We start from the raw sequence: 24,060 nt of genomic DNA, 5'->3' as shown, positions 1-24,060 counted from the left end.
GTCTGTCCTATGTGAGCGGCGCGTCCTCGATCCGCAGCGCCGCGATCTCGGACCGGGTGCCGAGATATTCGGGGCGCGGGTCATCCGCCGCGAAAGGGTCGCGGGGCTGGTTCGAGAGGGCGTTGAAGACGAAGAAGGCGTTGGAGCGCGGGAAGGGCGTGATATTGCCGTTCGAGCCGTGGATCGTGTTGCAATCAAAGAAGATCACGGTCCCGGCCTTGCCCGCGGCGTAATCGATGCCGAATTTCTTCGCCATCCAGTCCAGCGCCTCGGGGGAGGGCGTGCCGATTTCTTGTTTCTTGAGAGAGGTTTTGTGGTTGTTCTCGGGCGTTTCGCCTTGGCAGCCGACGTAATGCATCTGCGAGCCGGGCATCAGCATGAGGGGCCCGTTGAGCGCGTCATTGTCGGTGAGCAGGACCGAGGCCGAGAGGGCGCGCATCCGGGGCAGCCCGTCCTCGGCGTGCCAGGTCTCGAAATCCGAGTGCCAGTAGAATTCCTTGCCGGTGAAGCCCGGTTTGTAATTGAGCCGCGACTGATGCAGGTAGACCTCGTCGTTGAGGATGCGGCGGGCGATGCCCGCGACCCGTTCCGAGCGCGACAGCCGGTCAAAGAGATCGTGATGGGTCTCGAGCTGAAACAGCGTGCGCAGATCGCCCGAGCCCGGTTCGCGGATCGCATTGGGGCCGAGCCGTTCGGGGGCCGAATTGCGCAGATCCTGCGCCGCGTCGAGCAGCGCCGAGACCTCGTCATCGGCAAAGAGGTCGTGTTTGACCAGATAGCCGTCCCGCTCGTAGCGGTCGAGATCGTCGCGGCTCAGGTGATCGGTGGGGGTCTTGTCGCCCCAGATCACCGGATCGACGCGATCGCGCCAGACCTCGCCGGTGGCGAGCCGGGTCGGGTACAGGTCCGCATTGGCGTCACTCTTGATGTCACTTACTTTGTTCATGTTGCGTCTCCTTTCCTGTGATCCGTCCCGGTGTCCGTGGTGATTTGCGCCCTTTATCAGGCGTCTTCTGTCAGCTCGTCGGGGGCGGCGTAGGAGCCGTCCTCGCGGTGCACCTCATTGCCGGTGACCGGCGGGTTGAAGCAGCAGGCCATGACCAACTCTTCTTCGGCGCGCAGCACGTGGCGGTCATGTTTGTCGAGCGCATACATGACGCCCGGCGTGATCTCATGGGTTTCGCCGGTGGCCAGATCGGTGATCGAGCCCTTGCCCTTCATGCAATAGACGCTTTCGAAATGGTTCTTGTATTCGAACGTGTGCTCCGAGCCTTCCTCGAGAAAGGTGATGTGGAAGGAAAAGCCCATGTTGTCGTCAGCCAGCAGCATGCGGACCGAGCTCCATTTCGCGTCGGTGACCACACGGTCGGGTTCCGAGGCGACGATCTTGTTGAAATCTCTGACGATCATGTCTGTTACTCCGCTGCGATTTTGTTGGGTGCGGCGAGGGCCTCTTGGGTGGCCTCGCGCAGGATGTCGAACCCTTTGCGGAAGGTTTCCGCAGGGGTGGTGAGGGGGGCGAGCACCTTGATCACTTCGTCCTCGCTGCCCGAGGTTTCGATGACCAGGCCCTTGTCATAGGCGCGCGCACAGATGTCGCCCGCCAGATCGCCCGAGCCCACATCGACGCCCTGCATCATGCCGCGGCCCTTGAGGCGGGCGTCGGGGATGAGGGCGGCAATGTCGGCCAGCGCATCATGGACCAGCGTTTCCTTCTCGGCCAGAGCGCGGGCAAAGCTGTCGTCGGCCCAGAATTTCTCGATCGCGACGCGGGCGGTGACAAAGGCGTGGGTGTTGCCCCGGAAGGTGCCATTATGTTCGGCCGGGCCGAAGATGTCATACTCCGGGCGGACCAGCACCATGGCCATCGGCAGGCCAAAGCCCGAGACGGATTTTGCCATGGTGACGATGTCGGGGGTGACGCCCATGTTCTCGAAGGAGAAGAAGCCGCCGCAGCGGCCACAGCCGGCCTGAATGTCGTCGATGATCAGGAGCGCGCCGTGATCCTTGGCGAGCTTGGCGATGCGGCGCAGCCAGTCGGGGCTCGCGGCGTTGAGGCCGCCTTCGCCCTGCACGGTTTCGAGCAGGATCGCCGCCGGGGCGTCAACGCCGCCGGAGCTGTCGTTAAGCATCGCCTCGACGAAATCGGCGGTGTCTGTGTCGCCGGGGAAGAACCCGTCGAAGGGCATGCGCGTCACGCCCTTGAGCTCGGTCCCCGCGCCGCCCCGGTGATAGGCGTTGCCGGTGGCCGCGAGCGCGCCCAGCGTCACGCCGTGAAAGCCGTTGGTGAAGGCGATGATGTTGTCGCGGCCGGTGACCTTGCGGGCGATTTTCATCGCCGCTTCGACGGCATTGGCGCCGGTGGGGCCGGTGAACATCACCCGGTGGTCCATGTCGCGCGGTTCGAGAATGTGACGCTCGAACGCTTCGAGAAACCCGGCCTTGGTGTTGGTGTGCAGGTCGAGACCATGGGCGATGCCATCGCCCGCGATATGGTCGATCAGGGCCGATTTCATATCCGGGTCGTTATGGCCGTAGTTGAGCGACGAGCAGCCTGCCAGAAAGTCGATCCAGCTGTTGCCCTCGGCATCGGTCAGATGCGAGCCGCTGGCGCTGGCGAAGGTGGCGGGCATGCCACGGCAATAGGAGCGGGCTTCGCTCTCGCGGCGTTCAAAAATAGTCGTGTTGTCGGTCATGTCCTTAGGCATGCGACGTCCTTTCAATCTGAGATGTGGGGGGGAGTGATCAGGCGGCGCGGGCCAATTGGCTGCGCGGCAGCGTGATCGTCACCATATGTTCGGTGTCGTGATGCCCGTCGAAATGCGCCTCGCGTTCGAAATGAGGCGCATCGCTCAGCGTGCCGCCGAGCTGTCGGGCAAAGCTGCGAAACAGGGCCCAGGAGGCCGCGTTGTCGCGGGTGATGGTGGTTTTAAGAGCGGTCGCGCCGTCGCAGGCGTCACGTTCGAGCAGTTCAAACAGCATCTTGCGGCCAAGGCCCATGCCGCGGGCGCGGGGGCTGACGGCGACCTGCCAGACAAAGAGCGCGTCTTGGTCGGGGATCATATGGCCGGAGACCCAGCCGAGGATGTCGCCATCGACTTCGGCCAGCACGCAGGTGTCGCGAAAGTGGTCGGCCTGCACCAGGTTGCAATACATCGAGTTCTCATCGAGCGGTTTGCAGTCCTGGATCAGTGCCCAGATATCGGCCCCGTCCGTCGCATCAGGTTTGCGCAGGCGGGGCGCAGGCGTTCGGGCCTTGCTGTCGGTCTTGCTTTCAGTGTCGTTCGGCATCGGTCGTACCTCTCTTATTTTTTGATAAGCTAAGTAGATGAGTCCCCCATATATTTCAACAGTCGAAGCAAAGAATTCGTAGAACTGTCATGTTTTGCGGAGAAATCGCCCGGAATGCGGGTGGTTTCAGGGGGAATTCTAAGGGTTTCGCTTGCCTTCTCTTTTGGGAAACTTAGTTAGGCAAAGTTAATGGATTGTTGATGGAGAGGGGGTTTTCGTGCATTTATGGTCTATGGATACGAGACCCAGAGACCGGCTTGACGAGAGCCTCATCGCCTTGCGGCGCATTTTGCGTGCGACCGAGCTCTATGCGCGCGATCTGGCGCGGGGCGTGGGGCTTACCCCGGCGCAGCTGCGGGTGTTGCAGATCGTTGACAAGGCCGACAGCGTGACGCCCAAGGCGCTGGCGGGGCAGATGGGGGTCAGCCAGGCCACGGTGACCGCGCTGGTGGACAAGCTGGTGGCGCAGGGGCTGGTGCGGCGGCTGCCGTCCGAGACCGACCGGCGGCAGACCAATGTGGTGGTGACCGCGCAGGGGCACGGGCGGTTGCGCGATGCGCCCGATCCGTTGCAGCAGCGCTATGTCCGGGCCTTTGGGCAATTGGCCGATTGGGAGCAGGCGCAGCTTGTGGCGTCGCTCGAGCGGGTGGCGGATATGCTCGATGCGCAGGATATCGATGCGTCGCCGGTGCTCACGGCGGGCGAGCTGCATGGCGGACGGCAGAGCGAGTAAGTCGGACGGGATAGACGGCAAAACGGGCGGCCCTGCGAAGAGCCGCCCGCATTTTTGCCTGTAGGTCGCGTTTAGCGATCGTTGCCCGCCTCAGGGAGAAAGCGGCCCGGTTCGGAGCTGCTGCGCGGCAGGGGCCGGTCTTGCGACATGGCGGCGTGGTGCTGGTCGAACTCGGTCGGGCTGATGCTGCCGTCTTGGTTCAGGTCGAACGTGGCAAAGCCGTTGCCGGACATCACCGTGGCATGGCCCGCGCCATTGGCGTCGGGTTTCATGTGATGGCCGGTGATATAGCCGGTGTTGGCCAATGCCGCGCTGCCAGCGGTGAGGGCGGCGATCAGGGTCAGGCCTGTTGTCAGGTTGCGTTTCATATTGGTCTCCTTCTGCTCGTGTTGCTGATAGGTCCAATATGTCGGTGTCGCGCGGCACGGCAATCGGCGGCGGGGCTGGGTTTGTATCGCTTTGTCGCGGGGCGCTATCGCTGCGAAGATCGGTTACATATTTCCTTCTCAGAGTTGATACATCCCGTTACGAAATCGGATAGTTTGCCTGCTATGACCAAGATCCCACATATCCTTGTCGTTGATGACAGTGCAGATATTCGCAACGCCGTGGCGCGCTATCTCGAAAAGAACGGGATGCGGGCGACCCGGGCCGAGGGGGCGGCGGCGATGGACCGCGAACTTGCCAAGGGGCGGTTCGATCTGGTGGTGCTCGATGTGATGATGCCGGGCGAGGATGGGCTGTCGGTCTGTCGCCGGCTGACGGCGGAGGGCGTGGTGCCGGTGATCCTCTTGACCGCACTCAGCGAAGAGATGGACCGGATCGTCGGCCTCGAGCTGGGGGCGGATGATTACCTGGCCAAGCCGTTCAACCCGCGCGAATTGCTGGCGCGGATCAAGGCGATCTTGCGCCGCACGGCGCGCGAGGAGGTGCATGGCGGGGCCTTTGGCGGGCGGCGGCTGCGGTTCGGGCATCTGGTGCTCGATACCGATCGGCGCAAGCTCTGGGATGGGCGCGAGGAGAGCGAGGCGCTGACCACGGCGGAGTTCAAGCTCTTGACCGTGTTGCTCGAGCGGCCGCGTCTGGTGCTCAGCCGCGAGCAGTTGCTTGACCTCACTTCGGGGCGGACGCCGGGGTTGTTTGACCGGACCATCGACAATCAGATCAGCCGATTGCGGCGCAAGGTCGAGCGTGACCCGATGCGGCCGCAGCTCATCACCACGGTGCGCGGCGGCGGCTATTGTCTGGCGGCGGATGTGGAGCCGCTGCCGTGACGGGGCGGGTGTTCGACAGTCTGCGCGGGCAGATCGTTCTGCTGACGCTGGGCGCGCTGACGCTGGCGCAGGCGGTGAGCCTGTGGCTCTTTGTTGATGAGCGGAGCCTTGCGGTGCGGGCGGCGCTTGGGGCCGAGGCGGCGGGGCGGGCGGCCAATGTGGCGCATCTGCTGGACGAGGCGCCGGAGGCGTTGCGGGGCGCGATCCTGCGGGCGGCGGATTCGCCCCTCGTGCGCTTTGCCATCGATGCGACGCCGGCGGTGGATCATCTCGACCACGGCGATGAGGGCGGCGTCGAGGCGCGGATGCGGCATATCCTTGGGCAGGGGGATGCACGGGAAATCCGCATCGAGCTGCACGAGGCGCATGGGGATTTGCTGCCGCTGGCCAGTGCCGGGGAGGAGCCGCGCGAGGGCGGGCTCACCCGGCTTGAGCTGACGCTGTCGCTGGCGCTGGCGGATGGGCAATGGCTCAACGTGGATACGCGGTTCAACCGGCCGCCGCTGCAATGGCCGGTGGTCTCGACGCTCAGTTTCGGGATCAGCGCGGCGCTGTTGCTGGTGGCGCTGTTTTGGTTCCTGCTCAGCCGTCTCACCGGCCCGCTGCGCGAGGTGGCGGCGGCGAGCGAGCGGTTTGGGCGGGGCGAGGCCGAGCCTGATCTGCCCCTGAAAGGGCCCCGCGAGCTGCGCCATCTCACGGCGCGGTTCAACGACATGAAGACGCGGATCAGCCGCCATATCGAGGATCGCACGCGGGTTCTGGCGGCGCTCGGGCATGATCTGCGCTCGCCGCTGACGGCGCTGCGGGTGCAGGCGGAGATGGTCGAGGAGGAGGATCTGCGCGCGGGCATGATCTCTTCGGTCGAAGAGATGCAGGCGATGGTCGAAACCACGCTCGCCTATGCGCGGGGGATGAGCGAGGCGGAGCCGCGCGAAGACGTGTCCGGGCGGGATTTTCTCGCGCAGCTGCGGCAGGACATGCTCGGCGGGTTCGAGATCGGTCCCGGCGAAGATCACCGGATCAGCCTGCGGCCCCGGGCGATGCGCCGGGCCTTGCGCAATGTGATCGAGAATGCCCAGCGCTATGCGGGCGGGGTGCCACGGGTGACGCTCTGCGGGACGGCGCGGGAGCATCGCATTCTCATCGAGGATGAGGGGCCGGGCCTGCCCGAGGCCGAGTTGGAGCGGGTGTTTGACCCGTTCTATCGGCTGGAGGGATCGCGGTCGCGCGAGACGGGGGGGACGGGGCTTGGCCTGTCGATCGCGCGGACCATCCTGCGGGCGCATGGCGGCGATGTCTATCTCGAAAACCGGCCGGGCGGCGGGCTCTGCGCGGTGCTGGTGCTGCCGGAGGTTGCCAAGGGGTAGGCCCCCCGACGGCGTGCCGCCGGGGAGCCCTATTCACGTGAGGGATCAGAACATCAGGCGGGTGCCGAAGACGAGGGAAAACTCGTCCGTTTCCTCGCCCGCGGCGCGCAGCATGTCGCCGGTGTCGCCAAAGCTCTTCTCATAGCTGAAGCCCACATAGGGGGCGACGGCGCGGTCGATCAGGTCATAGCTCAGCCGTGCGCCGACCTCGACCGTGGCGCCGCCCGCGCCTTGGTTGCGGGCCGCGTCATCCTTGAGCGGCATGGTGACCTCGAGGCTCGGCACGAGGATGAGCCGGTTGGTCAAGAGCCCCTCATATTCCACTTCGACCTGCATATAGGGATGATCGGAGAGGTAGAGCCCGGCGTCGATTTCGAACCATTGCGGGGCCAAGCCGCGCGCGCCCAGCACCGCGTTGTAGCGGTCGGGTTCGCCGTTGGGGGTGCTGGCGTGAACGCCGGCCACCCCGTCGAAGAAGGGCGAGATCGGGAATTGGTAGAGAAGCTGGTTGTCGAGCCCCTCGTAGTCGCCCGAGCTCAGCCCCATTTCGCCTTCGGAGCGCCAGACGAATTTGCCCTCGTCGCGGCCGACGAAGAGGTCGAAATCCCAGGCGAACCCGTCCTCGCCGTCGCGTTCGCGATATTCGAACTGTTCCGCCTGAAAGCCCCACAGGAGCGGTTCTGCGAGGGCCGGGGCCGCCAGAAGCGGCAGGGCCAGAAGCGGTGCGATAAGTTTTTTCATGTGAGATATCCTTTCACGTGCTGTGCCGGTCATCCGGGGGATCATTGGACGATGACCTTGCGGAACATGCCCGCTTCGGCGTGGTAGGAGAGGTGGCAATGGAAGGCCCATTGACCGGCCGCGTCGACCTCGGTTTCGGTATAGACCGTGGTGCCGGGGGCGATGCTGACGGTATGTTTGATCGGGTCCCATTTGCCTTTGCCCGTGTCGAGGATGGTCCACATCCCATGCAGGTGCATCGGGTGCGACATCATCGTTTCATTGACGAATTTGAACCGCACCCGTTCGCCGAGCTTGAGGCGGATCGGCTCGGAATCCTTGAGCTTCTTGTCGTTGATCGACCAGATATAGCGTTCCATGTTGCCGGTCAGGCGCAGTTCGATCGTCCGGGTCGGGGCGCGATCGCGGTAGAGCGGACGGCTGGCGCGGAGGTCCTTGTAGGAGAGGAATTTGCCGCCGTTATAGGCCACGGGTTTGAGACCGCTGCCGGGGGCGTAGAACTCGCCGGGTTCGGCGGGCTGCATCATGTGGCCCATGCCGCCCATGTCCATTTTGCTGTGGTCCATGCCAGCCATGTTCATGTTGCCATGATCCATCGTGCCTTTGGCCTTGGTGCCGTGGCCCATGGCGGCGTGATCCATCGTGCCTTTGGCTTTGGTGCCGTGGCCCATGGCCGCGTGATCCATCGTGCCTGCCGATTTGGTGTCCTTCTGCATGGTGCCGTGGCCCATTTTGGAATGGTCCATTTCCTTGGCGGCGGGGGCCGTTTCGGTCATTTTGGAATGGTCCATCTTGGAGTGGTCCATTTTGGAATGATCCATCGCGGGCGCGGCGGGTTCAGCCGGTTCGGCAGCCATCTGATGCTGGCTGTGATCCATCTCTTCATCCATCGGCATCTGATGCTGGCTGTGATCCATGGTGCCTTGCGACGAGACATGGCCCATGCCGCTCATGTCCATGTCACCATGCATGCCGCCCATCATGCCGCCCATATCGGCCATGGTCAGCAGCGGTTTGCGGCGCAGGCGTGGGACCGGACCTGCGAGGCCGAGCTTGGGCGTCAGCGTGCCGCGCACGAGGGCGGTGCGGCCCATGGATTCGGCGACGATGCTATAGGGTTTGTTGCCGCGCGGCTGCACGATCACGTCATAGGTTTCGGCCACCGCGACGCGCAGCTCGTCCACCGCCACCGGTTTGACCGGATTGCCATCGGCCTGCACCACGAGCATCTTGAGCCCCGGGATGCGGAAGTCGAAATAGGACATGGCGGAAGAGTTGATGATCCGCAGCCGGACCTTTTCGCCGGGTTTGAAGAGGCCGGACCAGTTCTGCCGGGTGCTTTGGCCGTTGATCAGCGGCACAAAGCCCTGCACATCCTCGATATCGGTGGGCATCATGCGCATCCGGCCCCACATGCCGCGTTCCTGCAAGGTGGATTTGAGCCCGTTGGCGCGGCTGTCGCGGACGAGGTCCTGAAAGGTGCGCTGCGAACGGTTGTAGTAATCGGCGGACATCTTGAGATTGCGGAAGATGCGATTGCCATTGTGCGGGTGTGTGTCGGTAAGCTGCACGACGTAATCGCGCTGGGATTTGATCGGCTCGCCGCCTTTCGGTTCGATCACGATGGCGCCAAAGGCCCCGTCGGGTTCCTGAAAACCGGTGTGGCTGTGGAACCAATAGGTGCCGGATTGCACGATCGGGAAACGGTAGGTGAAGGTTTCGCCCGGTTTGATGCCGTTGAAGCTGATGCCGGGAACGCCGTCCTGACGGAAAGGCAGGATGAGACCGTGCCAGTGGATCGAGGTGCTTTCGCGCAGGTTGTTCTTGACCCGGAGGGTGACGGTTTCGCCTTCCTTGAAGCGCAGGATCGTGGGCGTCTGGCTCTTGTTATAGCCGACGCCGGTCTTGGTGAATTCGCCAGTGTTGATGCGGATCTTGTCCACGGTGATGTCATAGGTGCCCGCGAGCGCGCCGAGGCTGCCCGAGAGGGTGAGTGCGGCGGCCAGAAGCGCCGGCTTGAAACGGGATATGGAAATCATCTCCATGCCTTTCATGAGGTATCGAAACGTGCCGCAAAGGGTCTGCGGGACGTGATCTGTCATTGGAAAAGGGGGGCGACGCGGCAGGTCTTGGATCAGACCGAGGGGTCAGAGGTCAGGCTGGCTGACCGAAAGCGTCGCGCAGGAGATCAGAGGCGCGGCGGTGGCGTGTCGATCTGGGGGGCGGTGCCATTGCGGGCCACGAGCGGGATCACAAAGCTGGCGTTGCGCCCGATACGATGTGTCGTGGGGCCCATGGGCCCGGCGGGCAGCAGGGTGATACAATGGGCCGCGGCAAGGCTGCAGCGGGCTGTATCGGCGTGATCATGGGCGCTGCTGCAAGGGATGGCGGCGGCTTCCATAGCGTTCATGGCGTCTTGGGCCATCGCGGCATGGGTCGTCTCCATCCCGCCGCCCTGATGCGCCATCGTCATATGCGGCAGGGCCGTGGCCGCCAGCAGGGCCAGCAACAGCACAAAATTCCGCAATGTTGACACGATACGCTTCATTCGGTCCGATCACATACGAGCCTTGAGCTGGCTCGTGGTGAAACTGCCGCAACCGGGCGGCTAAGGCAAGCTTACAATCCGTTACAATAATGGGCCTGTTCGCAGAGGCGGGCGCGGTCGATCCTGCCGCCGTGACGGTCCTTCTTTTACGGAGGGGCCAAAATCAGGTTTCAGGTACAGGCAAGATGAAAGGAACAGACATGAAGATCGGAACTCTTTTCGGGATCGGCGCGACGCTGGCACTTCTGAGCGGGCAGGCCTTTGCCGGCGCGGGCCATGGTGCGGCCAACGGGATTGGCGAGCCGGGCAAGGCAGAGAATGTCGACCGGGTGATCGAGGTCGAGATGGATGAGATGAAATACAGCCCCAAATCCATTGACGTCAAAGAGGGCGAGACCATCAAATTCGTGGTCAAGAACGTCGGCAAGCTCGTCCATGAGTTCAATCTCGGCACGGATGAGATGTGGGATGCCCATAAGGACGAGATGCGCACCATGTTCCAGAAGGGCATGATGACGATGAAGCGGCTCAACCATGCCAAGATGATGGAACATGGCATGATGCATGACGACCCCAACAGCGTGCTGCTCGAGCCGGGCGAGATGGCGGAGGTGATCTGGACCTTCTCGGAAACCGCCGAGATGGGCTTTGCCTGCAATGTGCCGGGCCACCGCGAAGGCGGCATGGTCGGCAAGATCGCAATGAACCACCACTAAGGCACGGGCCTTTGGCAACGAGGCTTGGCGATGACCGGGGCCGTGGCACGGGCCCCCGAGATCAGAATTTGATCTCGGGGGCCTGCGCTGCGGCCTCGGCGATTTGCGGAAGCTCACGGATCAGCGAGACATGGACCGTGGTATAGCTCTCGGACGTCCACAGCGTTGCCTCTACGGCCGCGGGCGGCAATTTGGCATCGGTGCGATCGAGCCCGTCGCGGCTGAAGGCGATGGGCTGGCCCCAGCCGATGGTTTGCCGCGAGACGCCGCCTTCGAGGCTTCGGGTTTCGGTCACGAAGGGCGACCAGCCGAACCGCTGTTTGAGCGCGTCTATCACCGCCGCTGTCACGTCGCCTTCGATGACCTGCCATAGGGTGGCGCGGCTGACCTCACCGTCTGCGAGCGTCACCTGCATACAGCGCATGCCCGCATGATCGGTGCCGCCGGGCGCGGGCCCCAGAGCGGCAAGACAATCGGCGCCTCCGGCGGTGAGGCTGTCGTCCGAGCTCTTCTGAATTTGACCGAACTCTTGGGTGAGTACGGTGGTTGCGGCATCGGCGCTCATGCTGCCGGACACGCCGAGGAGGGCAAAGTCGCTGGCGGTTTTCGTATGGTCGCGGGGAATGCCGACATAGACGTCTTCGACAGGATAGGCGCGGCCGGAGAGATCCAAGTCAGCCAGTTTCGGAAAGACATTGCGCAGCATGTCGGGCGAGAGCAGCAGCGCGGTGCCGGGGGTGTCGACAAAGTTCTGCACCGCCTCGGCCAGGGTTTGCCGTTGTGATTGAAACGGCAGCTCGGGGATGATCTCGAACTTGAGCTCTGCGGCGGTGGTGATCGCATAGGACATCTGGCCGCTGCCGATGGCGACGGAGAGATCACGCGGGTGGAAGAGATGGGTCGCGGGGCCGGTTTCGCCGCGACGCCGGAGCAGGACCACCGGCGGGTTGCCGGCCACCAGAGTGTCATAGGAGGTCTTGGCCGCGACCTCGCCCAGATCGCGGGCGGGGGGGAAGGCGCTGATTTCCAAGTCGATATCATTGGCGAGTGCGATCAGAAGCCTGCCGATTTCGCTGGTGTTATTCGTGCCCTGCGCCTGGGAGGGAAGCAGGTTCGTGGCGGCGAGGATCAACACGGCTTCGGGGTTTTGACGCAGCCCGTCGACCAAGAGATGGGCCTGATATTCGTCCTGAGGGCGCGGCCAGTCGATGGCCAGATCGCGCGTCGCCCTTTGGTGAAACGGATGCGCGCCCGGTCCGATGAACACCTCGCTCACCTTGGTGGCGCCCTTGTGCTGCAGGAAGATCGCGTTGGCGCCCTCTGGCATCTGCGCCCGCAGATTGGCGAGCACCTCTTCGGGGCTCTGCCCGGGACCTTTGGGGCTTGGGTCGTCCTCTTTGTTGCCAAGGGTGAACAGAACCTTTTCGGGTTGCAGCAGCAGCGGATTGCTGTCCGGTTCGAGCAGTTCGGCGTGCCCGAGGCGGGCGCTCACCATGAGAGAGCTGTTGTATCTATCGGTGACCTGAAGGGGGATCACAAAGGCCCGTATCGGCAGGGTGCGTTGGCCTTGGAGGCGCGTATCGAGCTGTTGGGCGTCCTCGCGCGTGTAGGGCAGAAAGGACAGCGCGTTCTGGTCGAGCCGTGTGCTGATGGCCTTGGGCTCTAGTTCCAGCGGGCGTTGCAATTCGGGCAGGCCGAGGGCGACCGAGGAGATGGGATAGCCGTGTTTGTCGAAGTCGTAATTGCCAAGCCGCGCCGTGCCGACCAGCCAATAGCGGGGCAGGCTGGTGTCGATGGGGATCTCTGCGAGCTTGGCCAGAAGATCTTCGTAGCGGGCGCGTTTGTCATAGATCGAGAGCTCGTTGGGATGCGCCAGGCTGGCCTCGAGAATGGGCGCCGGGTCGATGCCAAAGCGGGCGGCAAGATTGCGCATCAAAATGTAGCGCGGCGGGGTCTCGAGGCGCGAGACCGTGGCGATGCCGCCGTCGGGGGCGGCAAATTCAAACCGCTCAATGACAGGCCCGTTGCGGGTCTCGGTCGCCATGGCCATGGTCGGGCGGGCCAGAAGCAGGATGGCTTCGCGATCGCTGGCCAGCCGCAGTTTGACGGCTTTGGTGACCTCGAGTTCGGTGATCAGGTCGAGCTGTGACCGGCCATAGCCGTCTGCGGGAAGGGTCACGCGGTAGCTGTCGGCGGGCGCGGGCAAAAGGGCGAAGACCGGGAGATGCTGGCTGTTCTCGGCCACCGAGATCAGGTGATCGGGGGGGACACCCAGTGGTGCTGCGAGGTCAGCGTTCCGGCGCTGCATGAGCTGCGAGCGTTGCGCCAGCGGGGTGAGCGCGCCCATCTCTCTCTGGCTGAAGAGGGTGACATGCAATTTGCCCAAGACCCCGTCTGAGCCAAGCTGGCTCGCGTCCAGCGGCAGGGCGCGAACCTCGGTCGGAAGCTCTGCCAGTGCCGCCATGTCATCGGCCTTGTTGGCGTTCCATTGCCGGAGGCTGGCGTCTGTACCTGTCCCGCTGTCAGGGCCGGCGGTCGCGGGGCCGAAGGGCTGGGCCGCGGCGGCAAGGTCGGCCTGCGGGTGGAACTGCAGATTGCGCGGCGGCGTCGTTTCCAGGGTGAGGACCGGGCCAGCCTCGGTCTGACGCACCGAGAGAGACAGATCGGTTTCAAAGGAGAGCAGTGTTTTCACCACGGCCCTTGAGAAAGGTTCGGCCTCTTGCATGGGCATGGGCAGGGCCGAGGGAAAAATCGTCGCCCCGTCAAAGTTCAGCCCGCCCGCGCTTGCGATCCCGAGCTGCGACAGCTCGTGGCCGATCTCCATGAAATGTCGCGCGCAATTCGGCTTGAGCGGGAAGGCCGCCTTGGCGAAATCGTAGGTTTGCAGATTGGTTTCGCAATAGACGCGGAGCGGGATGGTACTGTCGAAACTCTCGTCCTTGGGGCGCGCGGCGCTGAGGTGGGATTTGATGCCGCCGACCAGACGGAATTTGACGAACGGGTCGTTGAAATGGCTGCTACGGCCACCGTCGCGCAGCAGGTCGTTGAACTCTGCGGGAGAGGGCTCGCGGCCCAGAGCGGTGACGGCGAGCTGATGAAGCTCGGCCTGCGACAGGTTGAGCCCGGGCAAGCGGTCGAGGATCACTTGATCGGGCAAGGTCGAGACATCGACCAATGAGTCGATCCGCGGTTTGAGCGCGGTCCACAGGTTGTTTTTGAGCGGGGCAGGCGATGCGATCTCGAACCGGGTGGCGGGAAGCGCGACGCGGCCTTGTGCCCAGACCACCCCATCGCGGACCGCGACATCGGTCTCGGGCGCGTCGGCCGGGTGGATCGCATAGACCACATCTTGCAATTCAGGGTCGAGTGACACGCGTAGGCCGGTGACCTTTATGGGGAGCTCATAGTTGTGGACCCCGTAGGGCCAGATCCGGGCGGGGCCAACGGTGGTGTCATAGGCGATATAGACCAGGCGTTGCCCGGGGCCGAAATGCGCGGCGAACTCTGCGGCTGTGCCCGGATCCATCGGCAGTTTCTTTAGATCGGGGCCGGTGATCTGGCCGGATTTGGCAGCGATGGCGTTCACAAAACCGAAATACCCGGTGCGTGGTCCGGCGGCCTCCAGCGGAAAGCTCTGTGTCGCATGGTCATACTGGCCAAGCTTGACCTGAATGATTTCGATGGTCGGGATCGGGAACTCTGGCGCGTGCGAGATGAGCTGCGGCACGATCTCCTGCACGAAGCGTTGATAGGTGGCCTGACGTTCAAATTCGGTCGCGCCGAGCCAGGCCGAATAGGGCGTTTGCCGATAGCAGCCCGCACCGCAGTCCCCAAGATACCGCGCCTGCATGTCGCCCCCGAGAAAGCGATGGGCATATTCGGTGGCGATCTTTTCGTCGCTCATGATGTCCGGAAAGCTCTTGAGCACGTGCAGATCCACATAGGCTGCGAGATCAAGCGCGGCGGCAGCGACGTCTCTTCGGTTGAGTTTGACGGTCTGCTGGGACAGCGGCCCGCGTTGGACAGGCCAGCCGGTGAGCACAGCCTCTCCAAAGCGCGCGGGAGAGGGCAGGCGTAGGCCGCTTTGCGGGTCGATGGCACCGTTGCTGCCGAGAGTGAGGGTGAGCGGAGCTTGGGCCGTCTCTGAGTGGCCCGGAGTGTATTGCTCGGTGCCGTATTGCGTGGTGTGCTGAGTGGTGTCTGGCTGACCTGTGTAGGATTGGCCAGTGTAGGTTTGACCAGTGTAAGTTTGGCCTGTGTAAGTCTCTTGCCGTGGCGCGGTGCTGTTGCGCAGAACGGCGAGGGCGGCGGCGTCGAGCTGACCATCGGAGGGCAGGCCGTGATCGCGCTCAAAGGCGCTGAGGGCGGCGCGGGTGCGGGCGCCGGGGATGCCATCCACGGGCCCCGCGTCATAGCCCAGCCGATTGAGATGCGCCTGCATCTCGAGCACCTCGGCGCGGCGCGCGGCCTTGGCCGGGTCGGGCTTTGGCGGAGTTTTCTGCGTCGTCTGAGGTTGCTGATATTGCTGTGTCTGGGGCTGGCGCTGGGGTTGCCGCTGCTGTTGTTGCTGCTGCTGGCGTCTTTGCTGGTTCAGGATCTCGACGCCGAGGCCGATCATGTCCCGTGCGTCGAAGGATTGCGCGGCGCCCGGCACCGGCATCGCGGTCAATGTGAGTATGAAAAAAAGTCGTTTTAAATCAATTCGCAGTCCCATTTTTCTCCCCTCCCCATGGAAAGAAAATCCGGGACTTTATAGCACATCACTCGATTCGGATGAATTGGACCATAGGGTTAGGGGCAGCCCTTGGATGCGGGTCCTTCAGGTGCCGAGCCAGGCCCGGGTGATCGGGCTGTCGGGGCGGCGCAGGTCTTTGAGCACGGTGAAGTGATTGTGGTCGCCGTCGATCTCGAGGCGGCAGTCGGTGTCAAGCCCGTCCCACATCAGCGCCAGAAGCTGTGACTGCCGGATGAATTCGGGGCGTTCGCCGCCGCCGACCCAGCAAGTCAGGTGCTGGCCGGGGTGCGGGGTCTGGAGGGCGGCGCTTTCGGCGGCGGCCTCGATCGGGTCGAGATGCAGCGTGTCATTCATTGCGGTGTGCATGAGCGGGCGCAGGTCGTGCAGGCCGCTGATCGAGGTGACGCCGGTGATGCGGCTCAGAACCTCGCTGGGCAGGGTGCTGTCGCCGCAGATGAGCCGGGTGACGAGATGGCCGCCTGCCGAGTGACCGGCAAGACGGATCGGGCCGTCGATCTCGGCAGCGGCGCGGGTCACGGCGCGGGCCATTTGGCGGGTCATCTCCGAAATGCGGGCCTCGGGGGCGAGGGTGTAGCTCGGGATGGCGACGGCCCAGCCGTTGGCGCGGGCGCCTTCGGCGAGGTGGCTCCAGTAGGATTTGTCGAGGCGCATCCAGAAGCCGCCGTGGATGAAGATGGCGAGGCCACGGGCCGCACCCTCGGGGCGCAGCAGGTCGAGCCGTTCGCGCGGCGCGTCGCCATAGGCGATGTCGCAGGTCCAGCCTTGGGTGGCGTCGCGATAGGCGGTGGCCTCGGCCTGCCATTGGCCGGGCAGCTTTTCAGAGCCTGCCACATGTCCCATGTTGTTGAAGGCGTCGTCCCAGTCGCGGCTGGGGGTCGGTTGCGTGGTCATGGGGCGTTCCTTCTCGTTGCGCGGGTCAGCTGTTGCGATGGCCGGCCATATACATCGGGCCGCCGCGCCAGCGGGGGAAACCGTAGCCGTTGATCATCACAACGTCGATATCGGATGCGCGTTCCGCGATGTTTTCATTGAGAATTTCCTCGCCCTCGCGCTGCATGGTGGCGAGGATGCGGGAGATGATTTCGTCATCGCTAAAGCTGCGCCGGGTGATGCCGGCGGCGGCGGCGCTTTGGCGGGCGATCTCTTCGACCTCGGGGTCGGGGATGGGGGTTTTGCCATCCTCGTAGAGATACCAGCCGCGGCCGGTTTTGCGCCCGAACCGGCCCGCTTCGCAGAGCGTGTCGGCGATGTCGACATAGCGTTCGCTGGGGTCGCGGGTGGCGGCGCGGCGCTTGCGCATGGCCCAGGAAATGTCGAGCCCGGCGAGGTCCTGCATCTCGAAAATCCCCATGGGAAAGCCGAAATCGCGCATCGCCTGATCGATCTGCGAGGGCGTTGCGCCGTCTTGCAGTATTGCGTCGGTATCGCGTCGGTAAGACGACAGTATGCGATTTCCGATAAATCCGTCGCAAACTCCCGCCGGAACGGTGAGTTTTCGCAGCCTTTTTCCCAGCGCAAATCCGGTGGCCAGTGCCCGGTCCGAGGCGCGGTCGGTGACGATCAGTTCGAGCAGTTTCATCACATGGGCGGGCGAGAAGAAATGCAGCCCGATGACGCGGTCCGGCTGGGCGGTGGCGCGGGCGATGTCGTTAATGTCGAGATAGGAGGTGTTGGAGGCGAGGATGCAGTCGGGGCGCGTGTGGGCGTCGAGCGCGGCAAAGACCGCGTGCTTCAGATCCATGTCCTCGAAGACCGCCTCGATCACCAGGTCGGCACCGGTGAGGGCGGCGTAATCGGTGTCGGTGGCAAGCTGTGACAGGAGGGTGGCATGGCGGTCGGCGTCGATGAGGCGCCGGGCGCGGGCGCCGTCGAGACTGTCGGTGACGCGGGCGCGACCTGCCTCGCAGGCGGCCGCGTCGCGTTCGATCAAGGTGACGGGGAGATCGGCCAGGAGGCAGGCGGTGGCGATGCCCGCGCCCATGGTGCCGCCGCCGATCACGCCGATCTGGGTGAGCGGGCCGGGGGTGACGTCTTTGAGCCGGGGCATCTGACCGGCGGCGCGTTCGGCAAAGAAGACATGGCGCAGCGCGGCGCTTTCGGGGTGGGATTTGAGACGCAGAAAGCTGTCGCGTTCGCGGGCGAGGGCGAGATCGGCCGGCTCCTTGAGCGCGGTTTCGATGGCCTCAAGCGCGGCCAAGGGCGCGGCCTGACCGCGGGCGCGGGCGTGCAGACGTTGGCGGCGCTTGTCCCAGTCGGCGGCATCGCGCGGGGCGTGAGGCTGGCGGTGGCGCAGCGGTGTGGGCAGGGGCGCATCAAGCCGGGCGCGCAGAAAGTCGAGCGCCGCCTCTTGCAGATCGCCTTCGGCCAGCGCGTCGATGAGCCCGATGTCGAGCGCTTTGGGGGCGGTCACAGGTTTGCCGCCCGAGATCATCTCGAGCGCCTCTTCGGCGGCGATGAGGCGCGGCAGGCGGACGGTGCCGCCCGCGCCGGGGATGAGGCCGAGCGTCACCTCGGGCAGGCCGAGCCGGGCGCTTGGGGCGGCGATGCGGTAGTGACAGCCGAGCGCAATCTCGAGCCCGCCGCCCAGAGCCGTGCCATGGATCGCGGCGAGCCAGGGTTTGGTCGCGCCCTCCATACGGTCGATCACATCGGGCAGATGCGGCGGTTTCGGCGGCTGACCGAATTCGCGGATGTCGGCCCCGGCGATAAAGCTGCGCCCGGCGCAGAGCAGGATGGTGGCGCGGATGGCAGGATTGGCCTCGGTCTCGGCCAGCGCCGCGAGAAGCCCCTCGCGGACCGCGTGGTTGACCGCGTTGACCGGCGGGTTGTCGACCGTGGCAATTGCGATGTCATCCAGATGCGTGAGGGTGACGGCCATTTGGGAGCCTTCCGTTTATGTGCCAATTTGGGCGGGTCTCTATGAGATCAGGCTAGGGCCGGGAGGAATATATTTCAAGCCTAAATAATATTAGCTTGAAATAACGACCCGTGCGGCCTAAGCTGGTCGGCAAGCCCGGTGAGACCGGGGGCCGAACGGGGAGGCTTGGACAGATGCGAATAGCGGTATTGGGCGGCGGTCCTGCGGGGCTTTATTTTGCGATCTCGATGAAGCTGCGTCAGCCCGAGGCCGAGATCACCCTGTTCGAGCGCAACCGGGCCGATGACACCTTTGGCTGGGGCGTGGTCCTGTCGGATGAGACGCTTGATAACCTTGCGGAAAATGACGCAAAAAGCGCCGCGGTGATCCGCGATCATTTCGCCTATTGGGACGATATCGCGGTGCATCACCGGGGGCAGAAGATGCTGTCGACCGGGCATGGGTTCTGCGGGATCGGGCGCAAACGGCTGTTGTTGATCCTGCAGGAGCGGGCGCGCGAGCTTGGCGTCGATATGCGGTTTGAGACCGAGGTCGGCGCGGCGTCGGAGTATAAGGCCGAGTATGATGTCGTGGTGGCGGCGGATGGGCTCAACTCCAAGACGCGGATGGAATTTGCCGAGGCGTTCAAGCCGGATGTGGATCAGCGCCTCTGTCAGTTTGTCTGGATGGGCACCCATCAGAAGTTTGACGATGCCTTTACCTTTATCTTTGAAGAGACCGACAAGGGCTGGCTCTGGGCGCATGCCTATCAGTTCGATGCCGAGACGGCGACCTTCATCGTGGAATGCAGTCAGGCGACCTTCGATGCCTATGGGTTCGGCGAGAAGAGCCAGCAGGAGAGCATCGAAATCTGTCAGGAGATCTTTGCCGAGCATCTTGGCGGTCATGCGTTGATGACCAATGCCAACCATATTCGCGGCTCGGCCTGGCTGCGGTTTCCCCGGGTGCTCTGTGAGGCGTGGAGCCATGAGAATGTGGTGCTCTTGGGGGATGCGGCGGCGACGGCGCATTTCTCGATCGGGTCGGGGACCAAGCTGGCGCTGGAAAGCGCGATTGCCCTGTCGGAGTATATCGCGCGGGAAGAGAGCCTTGAGGCGGCCTTTGCGCGCTATGAGGACGAGCGGCGGCTCGAAGTGTTGCGGCTGCAATCGGCGGCGCGCAATTCGGTGGAATGGTTCGAGGATGTGGAGCGTTATCTGCATCTCGATCCCGTGCAGCTCAACTATTCGCTGCTGACGCGGTCGCAGCGGATCAGCCATGAGAATCTGCGCGAGCGGGATCCGGCGTGGCTGCAAAGTGCCGAGCGGTGGTTTCAGGAGGCGGCCGGGGTGGCCAAGGGCGCGCCGGTGCGGGCACCGATGTTTGCGCCCTATCGCCTGCGCGACATGGCGCTGCGCAACCGGATCGTGGTGTCGCCCATGGCGCAGTACAAGGCGGTCGATGGCTGTCCCACAGATTGGCATCTCGTGCATTACGGCGAGCGGGCCAAGGGCGGTGCGGGGCTCGTCTATACCGAGATGACCTGTGTGAGCCCGGAGGGGCGGATCACGCCGGGCTGCCCCGGTCTCTACGCGCCGGAGCATGAGGCGGCCTGGGCGCGGCTCACCGGGTTTGTGCATGCCGAGACGGAGGCCAAGATCTGTTGCCAGATCGGCCATTCGGGGCGCAAGGGATCGACGCGGGTCGGCTGGGAGGGGATGGATCAGCCTCTCGAGACCGGGAGTTGGGGTATTCTCTCGGCCTCGGCCCTGCCCTGGTCGGCGGGCAATGCGACGCCGCGCGAGATGACCCGCGAGGATATGGATGCGGTGCGGGATGCCTTTGTTGCCAGCACCGAGATGGCGGCGCGGGCCGGGTTCGACATGATCGAGCTGCACGCGGCGCATGGTTATCTCATCTCGTCCTTCATTTCGCCGGTGTCGAATGTGCGGACGGACAAGTATGGCGGCAGTCTCGAGAACCGGATGCGCTATCCGCTCGAGGTGTTTGCGGCGATGCGGGCGGCCTGGCCTGAGGACAAGCCGATGTCGGTGCGGATTTCGGCCAATGACTGGGTCGGGGAGGCGGGGGTGACGCCCGATGACGCGGTCGAGATCGCGCGGCGCTTTCATGCGGCGGGGGCGGATATCATTGACGTCTCGGCCGGGCAGACCACGCCGGAGGCCGAGCCGGTCTATGGCCGGATGTTCCAGACGCCGTTCTCGGACCGTATCCGCAACGAGACGGGGATCGCGACCATGGCGGTGGGCAATATCTATGAGGCGGATCACGTCAATTCGATCCTGATGGCGGGGCGGGCGGATCTTGTCTGTCTGGCGCGGCCGCATCTGGCGGATCCCTATTGGACGCTGCGCGCGGCGAGCGATCTTGGCGATCGGCAGGAGAGCTGGCCCAAGCCCTATGCGGCGGGGCGCGATCAGGCGTGGCGGCTGGCGGATCGGCAGGCAGAGATGGTGGGCAAGGTATGAGCGGCGCGGCGCGGCATGTGGTGGTGACGGGCGGCGGCACAGGCGTCGGGGCCGAGACGGCGCGGGCCTTTGCCGAGGCGGGCGCCGAGGTCACCATCCTGGGTCGGCGCGAGGCACCTCTCAAGGCGCAGGGCCTGCCCTATGAGATTTGCGACGTGACCGATGCGGCGGCGGTGCAGGCGGCCTTTGCGGCGGCGCGGGCCAAGCGCGGGCCGGTGACGGTGGCGGTGGCCAATGCGGGCGCGGCCGAGAGCGAGCCCTTTGCCCGGATGCGCGCCGAGAGCCTGGAGGCGATGCTGGCGGTCAATATCACCGGCGTGTTCAACACCTGGCAGGCAGCGCTGCCGGATATGAAATCGGCGGGCTGGGGCCGGATGATTGCCGTGGCCTCGACCGCGGGGCTCAAGGGCTATCCCTATGTCGCGGGCTATGTGGCGGCGAAACACGGGGTTGTCGGCCTCACCCGGGCGCTGGCGATGGAGCTTGCGCCGCTGGGGATCACGGTCAATGCGATCTGCCCCAGCTTTGTCGAGACGCCGATGCTTGAGCGGTCGATCGAGACCATCGTGGAGAAAACCGGGATGAGCCCTGAGGAGGCGGCGAAATCGCTGCAACGGGGCAATCCGCAAAAGAGATTTGTGCAAACCGACGAGGTCGCGGGCACGGCGCTTTGGCTGTGTTCAGAGGCGGCGCGGTCGGTCAATGGTCATGCGTTAAGCCTTTCTGGAGGGGAAATATGAGTATTCAACCTGAACAGCGTTCTGAAGAGGCCGCGTCGAAGGCGCGGCTGCGGCTCTGGCTGCGGTTTTTGAAAACCAGCCGGATCATTGAAAGCGAGCTGCGCGAAAAGCTGCGGCAGGAATTTGCCTCGACGCTGCCGCGCTTTGACGTGATGGCGGCGCTGTCGCGCTATGAAGAGGGGCTCAAGATGAGCCAGCTTTCGGGCGTGCTTCGGGTGTCGAACGGCAATGTCACGGGCATCGTCGACCGGCTGGCGCAGGATGGCGCGGTGGTGCGGGTGCCGGTGCCGGGGGATCGGCGGGCCTCGATGGTGCGGCTGACCAAGCGCGGGCAGGAAGAGTTCGCGGCGCAGGCGGCAGCGCATGAGGCGTGGATCGACGAGATGCTGGCCGGGTTCAGCCCGGATGAATGCGCCGATATTGCCGCGCGTCTCGATGGGCTTGTCGCCAGTCTCGGCGAGCGGGAGAGCTAGGCCATGCGCAGTGATGTCCGCCATTTCCGTTGCGAGATCGAAGATGGGATCGCGACCGTGTCGCTGGACCGGCCCGAGCGCAAGAACCCGCTGACCTTTGACAGCTATGCCGAGCTGCGCGATTGGTTCCGCGACCTGAGCTATGCCGATGACGTGACGGCGGTGGTCTTTGCCTCGAACGGGGGCAATTTCAGCTCGGGCGGCGATGTGCATGACATCATCGGGCCGCTCACCAAGATGAGCATGAAGGAGCTTCTGGCCTTTACCCGGATGACCGGCGATCTGGTCAAGGCGATGGTCAATTGCGGCAAGCCGATCATTGCGGCGATTGACGGGATCTGCGTTGGCGCGGGCGCGATTATCGCCATGGCCTCGGACCTGCGGATTGGCACGCCGGAGGCGAAATGCGCCTTTCTCTTTACCCGTGTCGGGCTTGCCGGCTGTGACATGGGGGCCTGTGCCATCCTGCCCCGGATCATCGGGCAGGGGCGGGCGGCAGAGCTTCTTTATACCGGGCGGTCGATGAGCGCCGAGGAAGGCGCGGCCTGGGGGTTTTACAACCGGGTCGTGGCGGCGGATGACCTTGACGGGGCGGCGCGGGAGCTGGCGGAACGGATCGGCCGGGGGCCGAATTTCGGGCATATGATGACCAAGACCATGCTGGCGCAGGAATGGTCGATGTCGATTGAACAGGCGATCGAGGCCGAGGCGCAGGCGCAGGCGATCTGTATGCAGACGGCGGATTTCGAGCGGGCGTACCGGGCCTTTGTGGCCAAGGAAACCCCGGTGTTCGAGGGCGATTGATGGCGGATCAGAGCTTTCTCTCCTGGCCGTTTTTCGAGGCTGAACATGCTGAAATGGCACGGAAACTCGACGATTGGGCGGCGTCAGAGCTGGGCGGGATCGACCATGGCGACACCGATGCGGCCTGTCGGGCGCTGGTGGCGGCGCTGGGCAAAGCGGGGTGGTTGAACCATGCCGCCGTGGACCCGGCAGAGCCTGACGGGCGGCTCGATGTGCGGCGGCTCTGCCTGATCCGCGAGACCTTGGCGCGGCATGATGGGCTGGCGGATTTTGCCTTTGCGATGCAGGGGCTTGGTACCGGGGCGCTGTCGCTTTTCGGGACCCGGGCGCAGCGCGAGGAATGGCTGCCGCTGGTGCGGCGGGGCGAGGCGATTTCTGCCTTTGCGCTGACCGAGCCGGCTTCGGGGTCGGATGTGGCGAACTCGACCATGACGGCCACGCGCGATGGCGATGACTACATTCTCAACGGCGAAAAGACCTGGATTTCCAATGGCGGTATCGCGTCGGTATACACGCTGTTTGCGCGCAGTGAGGATATGCCGGGGGCGAAGGGGCTTTCGGCCTTTGTGGTGCCTGCGGGGCTGCCGGGGTTCGAGGTGAGCGAGCGGCTCGAGACCATCGCGCCGCATCCTCTGGCAACCTTGCGTTTCACCGAGTGCCGCATTCCGGTGAGTGCCATGATCGGCAAGCCCGGCGAGGGGTTCAAGATCGCCATGTCGGTGCTCGATGTGTTCCGGTCGACGGTGGCCGCGGCGGCGCTGGGTTTTGCGCGCCGGGCGCTCGACGAGAGCCTGGACCGGGTCCGCAAGCGTCATGTGCAGGGTGCGCCCTTGGCCGAGTTGCAGATGGTGCAGGGGCATATTGCCGATATGGCGCTCGATATAGATGCCAGCGCGCTGCTCGTCTATCGGGCGGCCTGGGCCAAGGATAGCGGCGCGGCGCGGGTCACCCGCGAGGCGGCGATGGCCAAGCTCTTTTCCACCGAACAGGCGCAGAAGGTCATCGACCGCGCGGTGCAGTTGCATGGCGGCGATGGGGTGCGGTCGGGCGCGGTGGTGGAGCGGCTCTATCGCGAGATCCGGGCGCTGCGCATCTACGAGGGGGCGTCGGATGTGCAGCGGGTGATCATCGCGCGGCAGGCGCTCGACGCGCGGTAGGCGCAGGGGAAACGGCCCGTCCTCGCGATGAGACGCCAGAAGGCGCGGCGCGGCGGCGGGGAGACGTAGCAACAGGAGAGGTCTCGATGAGACGGAATCGATTTGGCCGGGTCT

Annotated in this window: 21 protein-coding genes; 10 read left to right on the top strand and 11 right to left on the bottom strand. The window is 64.5% G+C overall.

What is annotated here, in order from left to right; all coding sequences use genetic code 11:
- Positions 1 to 7: 7 nt before the first annotated feature.
- The 4 genes from thpD to ectA are packed head-to-tail and all read right to left on the bottom strand — an operon-like array spanning position 8 to position 3,291.
- Positions 8 to 946 carry an ectoine hydroxylase gene (thpD, locus tag ISM_RS04155; protein WP_009812864.1) on the bottom strand — a complete coding sequence of 313 codons (939 nt, stop codon included), beginning with the start codon at positions 944 to 946 and terminating at the stop codon, positions 8 to 10.
- 56 nt (positions 947 to 1,002) lie between these two features.
- The gene (locus ISM_RS04150; RefSeq protein WP_009812863.1) at positions 1,003 to 1,410 is read right to left on the bottom strand and encodes an ectoine synthase; all 408 of its coding nucleotides are present in this window, start codon (positions 1,408 to 1,410) and stop codon (positions 1,003 to 1,005) included.
- Positions 1,411 to 1,415: 5 nt separating this feature from the next.
- Complete coding sequence (gene ectB, locus ISM_RS04145) at positions 1,416 to 2,708, bottom strand: diaminobutyrate--2-oxoglutarate transaminase (protein WP_040617841.1); 1,293 nt, start codon at positions 2,706 to 2,708, stop codon at positions 1,416 to 1,418.
- Positions 2,709 to 2,745: 37 nt separating this feature from the next.
- Complete coding sequence (gene ectA / locus ISM_RS04140) at positions 2,746 to 3,291, bottom strand: diaminobutyrate acetyltransferase (RefSeq protein ID WP_009812861.1); 546 nt, start codon at positions 3,289 to 3,291, stop codon at positions 2,746 to 2,748.
- Between the two features lie 232 nt (positions 3,292 to 3,523).
- Here ectA and ISM_RS04135 point away from each other — a divergent pair, with 232 nt between their 5' ends.
- Positions 3,524 to 4,024 carry a MarR family winged helix-turn-helix transcriptional regulator gene (locus tag ISM_RS04135; RefSeq protein ID WP_009812860.1) on the top strand — a complete coding sequence of 167 codons (501 nt, stop codon included), beginning with the start codon at positions 3,524 to 3,526 and terminating at the stop codon, positions 4,022 to 4,024.
- Positions 4,025 to 4,095: 71 nt separating this feature from the next.
- Here ISM_RS04135 and ISM_RS04130 read toward each other — a convergent pair whose 3' ends face one another.
- The gene (locus ISM_RS04130; RefSeq protein WP_009812859.1) at positions 4,096 to 4,392 is read right to left on the bottom strand and encodes an EF-hand domain-containing protein; all 297 of its coding nucleotides are present in this window, start codon (positions 4,390 to 4,392) and stop codon (positions 4,096 to 4,098) included.
- A gap of 183 nt (positions 4,393 to 4,575) precedes the next feature.
- Here ISM_RS04130 and ISM_RS04125 point away from each other — a divergent pair, with 183 nt between their 5' ends.
- Positions 4,576 to 5,298 carry a response regulator gene (locus tag ISM_RS04125; protein WP_009812858.1) on the top strand — a complete coding sequence of 241 codons (723 nt, stop codon included), beginning with the start codon at positions 4,576 to 4,578 and terminating at the stop codon, positions 5,296 to 5,298.
- On the top strand, positions 5,295 to 6,665 hold the full coding sequence (locus ISM_RS04120) for an ATP-binding protein (protein WP_009812857.1): 1,371 nt from the start codon (positions 5,295 to 5,297) through the stop codon (positions 6,663 to 6,665). Before ISM_RS04125 ends, ISM_RS04120 begins: the two co-directional genes overlap by 4 nt.
- A gap of 45 nt (positions 6,666 to 6,710) precedes the next feature.
- On the opposite strand, the gene ISM_RS04115 is transcribed toward ISM_RS04120, so the two are convergent.
- The 3 genes from ISM_RS04115 to ISM_RS04105 all read right to left on the bottom strand — a co-directional run bounded on the left by ISM_RS04115 (position 6,711) and on the right by ISM_RS04105 (position 9,942).
- Positions 6,711 to 7,406, bottom strand: coding sequence for a copper resistance protein B (locus ISM_RS04115; protein WP_009812856.1), 696 nt, complete (start codon positions 7,404 to 7,406; stop codon positions 6,711 to 6,713).
- Between the two features lie 41 nt (positions 7,407 to 7,447).
- Entirely contained in the window at positions 7,448 to 9,460 is a 2,013-nt protein-coding gene (locus ISM_RS04110; protein ID WP_009812855.1) for a copper resistance system multicopper oxidase, read from the bottom strand.
- Between the two features lie 134 nt (positions 9,461 to 9,594).
- Positions 9,595 to 9,942, bottom strand: a complete 348-nt coding sequence (locus ISM_RS04105) for a hypothetical protein (RefSeq protein WP_217622861.1) — start codon at positions 9,940 to 9,942, stop codon at positions 9,595 to 9,597.
- A gap of 212 nt (positions 9,943 to 10,154) precedes the next feature.
- On the opposite strand from ISM_RS04105, the gene ISM_RS04100 reads away from it, so the two are divergent.
- Entirely contained in the window at positions 10,155 to 10,670 is a 516-nt protein-coding gene (locus tag ISM_RS04100) for a cupredoxin domain-containing protein (protein ID WP_009812853.1), read from the top strand.
- Positions 10,671 to 10,731: 61 nt separating this feature from the next.
- On the opposite strand, the gene ISM_RS04095 is transcribed toward ISM_RS04100, so the two are convergent.
- The gene (locus ISM_RS04095; protein WP_198011647.1) at positions 10,732 to 15,111 is read right to left on the bottom strand and encodes a peptidoglycan-binding domain-containing protein; all 4,380 of its coding nucleotides are present in this window, start codon (positions 15,109 to 15,111) and stop codon (positions 10,732 to 10,734) included.
- Here ISM_RS04095 and ISM_RS18365 point away from each other — a divergent pair.
- On the top strand, positions 15,100 to 15,366 hold the full coding sequence (locus ISM_RS18365; protein ID WP_198011646.1) for a hypothetical protein: 267 nt from the start codon (positions 15,100 to 15,102) through the stop codon (positions 15,364 to 15,366). The genes ISM_RS04095 and ISM_RS18365 overlap by 12 nt on opposite strands.
- Positions 15,367 to 15,489: 123 nt before the next feature.
- Here ISM_RS18365 and ISM_RS04085 read toward each other — a convergent pair whose 3' ends face one another.
- Together ISM_RS04085 and ISM_RS04080 are read right to left on the bottom strand one after the other, a co-directional pair.
- Positions 15,490 to 16,317, bottom strand: coding sequence for an alpha/beta hydrolase (locus ISM_RS04085; protein WP_009812850.1), 828 nt, complete (start codon positions 16,315 to 16,317; stop codon positions 15,490 to 15,492).
- Positions 16,318 to 16,342: 25 nt separating this feature from the next.
- A complete protein-coding gene (locus ISM_RS04080; RefSeq protein WP_009812849.1) occupies positions 16,343 to 18,304 on the bottom strand; it encodes a 3-hydroxyacyl-CoA dehydrogenase NAD-binding domain-containing protein in 1,962 nt (653 codons plus the stop codon).
- Positions 18,305 to 18,477: 173 nt separating this feature from the next.
- On the opposite strand from ISM_RS04080, the gene ISM_RS04075 reads away from it, so the two are divergent.
- Genes ISM_RS04075 through ISM_RS04055 form a run of 5 tightly spaced genes read left to right on the top strand, consistent with a single transcriptional unit; the run spans position 18,478 to position 23,946 of the window.
- Entirely contained in the window at positions 18,478 to 20,772 is a 2,295-nt protein-coding gene (locus ISM_RS04075) for a bifunctional salicylyl-CoA 5-hydroxylase/oxidoreductase (RefSeq protein ID WP_040617838.1), read from the top strand.
- Positions 20,769 to 21,512 (top strand): SDR family NAD(P)-dependent oxidoreductase, encoded by a 744-nt coding sequence (locus tag ISM_RS04070; RefSeq protein WP_009812847.1) that lies wholly within the window; start codon positions 20,769 to 20,771, stop codon positions 21,510 to 21,512. The genes ISM_RS04075 and ISM_RS04070 overlap by 4 nt, the downstream gene beginning before the upstream one ends.
- Complete coding sequence (locus ISM_RS04065; RefSeq protein WP_009812846.1) at positions 21,509 to 21,985, top strand: MarR family winged helix-turn-helix transcriptional regulator; 477 nt, start codon at positions 21,509 to 21,511, stop codon at positions 21,983 to 21,985. Before ISM_RS04070 ends, ISM_RS04065 begins: the two co-directional genes overlap by 4 nt.
- Positions 21,986 to 21,988: 3 nt before the next feature.
- Positions 21,989 to 22,789, top strand: a complete 801-nt coding sequence (locus tag ISM_RS04060) for an enoyl-CoA hydratase family protein (RefSeq protein WP_009812845.1) — start codon at positions 21,989 to 21,991, stop codon at positions 22,787 to 22,789.
- A complete protein-coding gene (locus tag ISM_RS04055; protein WP_009812844.1) occupies positions 22,789 to 23,946 on the top strand; it encodes an acyl-CoA dehydrogenase family protein in 1,158 nt (385 codons plus the stop codon). Before ISM_RS04060 ends, ISM_RS04055 begins: the two co-directional genes overlap by 1 nt.
- The last annotated feature ends 114 nt before the right edge of the window (positions 23,947 to 24,060 follow it).

It is taken from the genome of Roseovarius nubinhibens ISM (assembly GCF_000152625.1).
Taxonomy (GTDB): Bacteria; Pseudomonadota; Alphaproteobacteria; order Rhodobacterales; family Rhodobacteraceae; genus Roseovarius; species Roseovarius nubinhibens.
Note: the sequence above shows the minus strand (reverse complement) of the source record. Positions and strands in the feature narration are given on the sequence as shown.

What these genes read in the sequence shown, in the direction of transcription:
- ISM_RS04075 (WP_040617838.1), top strand. Translation starts at nt 18,478, where the DNA reads ATGCGAATAGCGGTATTGGGCGGCGGTCCTGCGGGGCTTTATTTTGCG.
- ISM_RS04080 (WP_009812849.1), bottom strand. Translation starts at nt 18,304, where the DNA reads ATGGCCGTCACCCTCACGCATCTGGATGACATCGCAATTGCCACGGTC.
- ISM_RS04085 (WP_009812850.1), bottom strand. Translation starts at nt 16,317, where the DNA reads ATGACCACGCAACCGACCCCCAGCCGCGACTGGGACGACGCCTTCAAC.
- ectB (WP_040617841.1), bottom strand. Translation starts at nt 2,708, where the DNA reads ATGCCTAAGGACATGACCGACAACACGACTATTTTTGAACGCCGCGAG.
- ISM_RS04150 (WP_009812863.1), bottom strand. Translation starts at nt 1,410, where the DNA reads ATGATCGTCAGAGATTTCAACAAGATCGTCGCCTCGGAACCCGACCGT.
- ISM_RS04110 (WP_009812855.1), bottom strand. Translation starts at nt 9,460, where the DNA reads ATGAAAGGCATGGAGATGATTTCCATATCCCGTTTCAAGCCGGCGCTT.
- ISM_RS04135 (WP_009812860.1), top strand. Translation starts at nt 3,524, where the DNA reads ATGGATACGAGACCCAGAGACCGGCTTGACGAGAGCCTCATCGCCTTG.
- ISM_RS04100 (WP_009812853.1), top strand. Translation starts at nt 10,155, where the DNA reads ATGAAGATCGGAACTCTTTTCGGGATCGGCGCGACGCTGGCACTTCTG.
- ectA (WP_009812861.1), bottom strand. Translation starts at nt 3,291, where the DNA reads ATGCCGAACGACACTGAAAGCAAGACCGACAGCAAGGCCCGAACGCCT.
- ISM_RS04060 (WP_009812845.1), top strand. Translation starts at nt 21,989, where the DNA reads ATGCGCAGTGATGTCCGCCATTTCCGTTGCGAGATCGAAGATGGGATC.
- ISM_RS04130 (WP_009812859.1), bottom strand. Translation starts at nt 4,392, where the DNA reads ATGAAACGCAACCTGACAACAGGCCTGACCCTGATCGCCGCCCTCACC.
- ISM_RS04070 (WP_009812847.1), top strand. Translation starts at nt 20,769, where the DNA reads ATGAGCGGCGCGGCGCGGCATGTGGTGGTGACGGGCGGCGGCACAGGC.
- ISM_RS04095 (WP_198011647.1), bottom strand. Translation starts at nt 15,111, where the DNA reads ATGCAGGCGCATCTCAATCGGCTGGGCTATGACGCGGGGCCCGTGGAT.
- ISM_RS04065 (WP_009812846.1), top strand. Translation starts at nt 21,509, where the DNA reads ATGAGTATTCAACCTGAACAGCGTTCTGAAGAGGCCGCGTCGAAGGCG.
- ISM_RS04055 (WP_009812844.1), top strand. Translation starts at nt 22,789, where the DNA reads ATGGCGGATCAGAGCTTTCTCTCCTGGCCGTTTTTCGAGGCTGAACAT.
- thpD (WP_009812864.1), bottom strand. Translation starts at nt 946, where the DNA reads ATGAACAAAGTAAGTGACATCAAGAGTGACGCCAATGCGGACCTGTAC.
- ISM_RS04115 (WP_009812856.1), bottom strand. Translation starts at nt 7,406, where the DNA reads ATGAAAAAACTTATCGCACCGCTTCTGGCCCTGCCGCTTCTGGCGGCC.
- ISM_RS18365 (WP_198011646.1), top strand. Translation starts at nt 15,100, where the DNA reads ATGCGCCTGCATCTCGAGCACCTCGGCGCGGCGCGCGGCCTTGGCCGG.
- ISM_RS04125 (WP_009812858.1), top strand. Translation starts at nt 4,576, where the DNA reads ATGACCAAGATCCCACATATCCTTGTCGTTGATGACAGTGCAGATATT.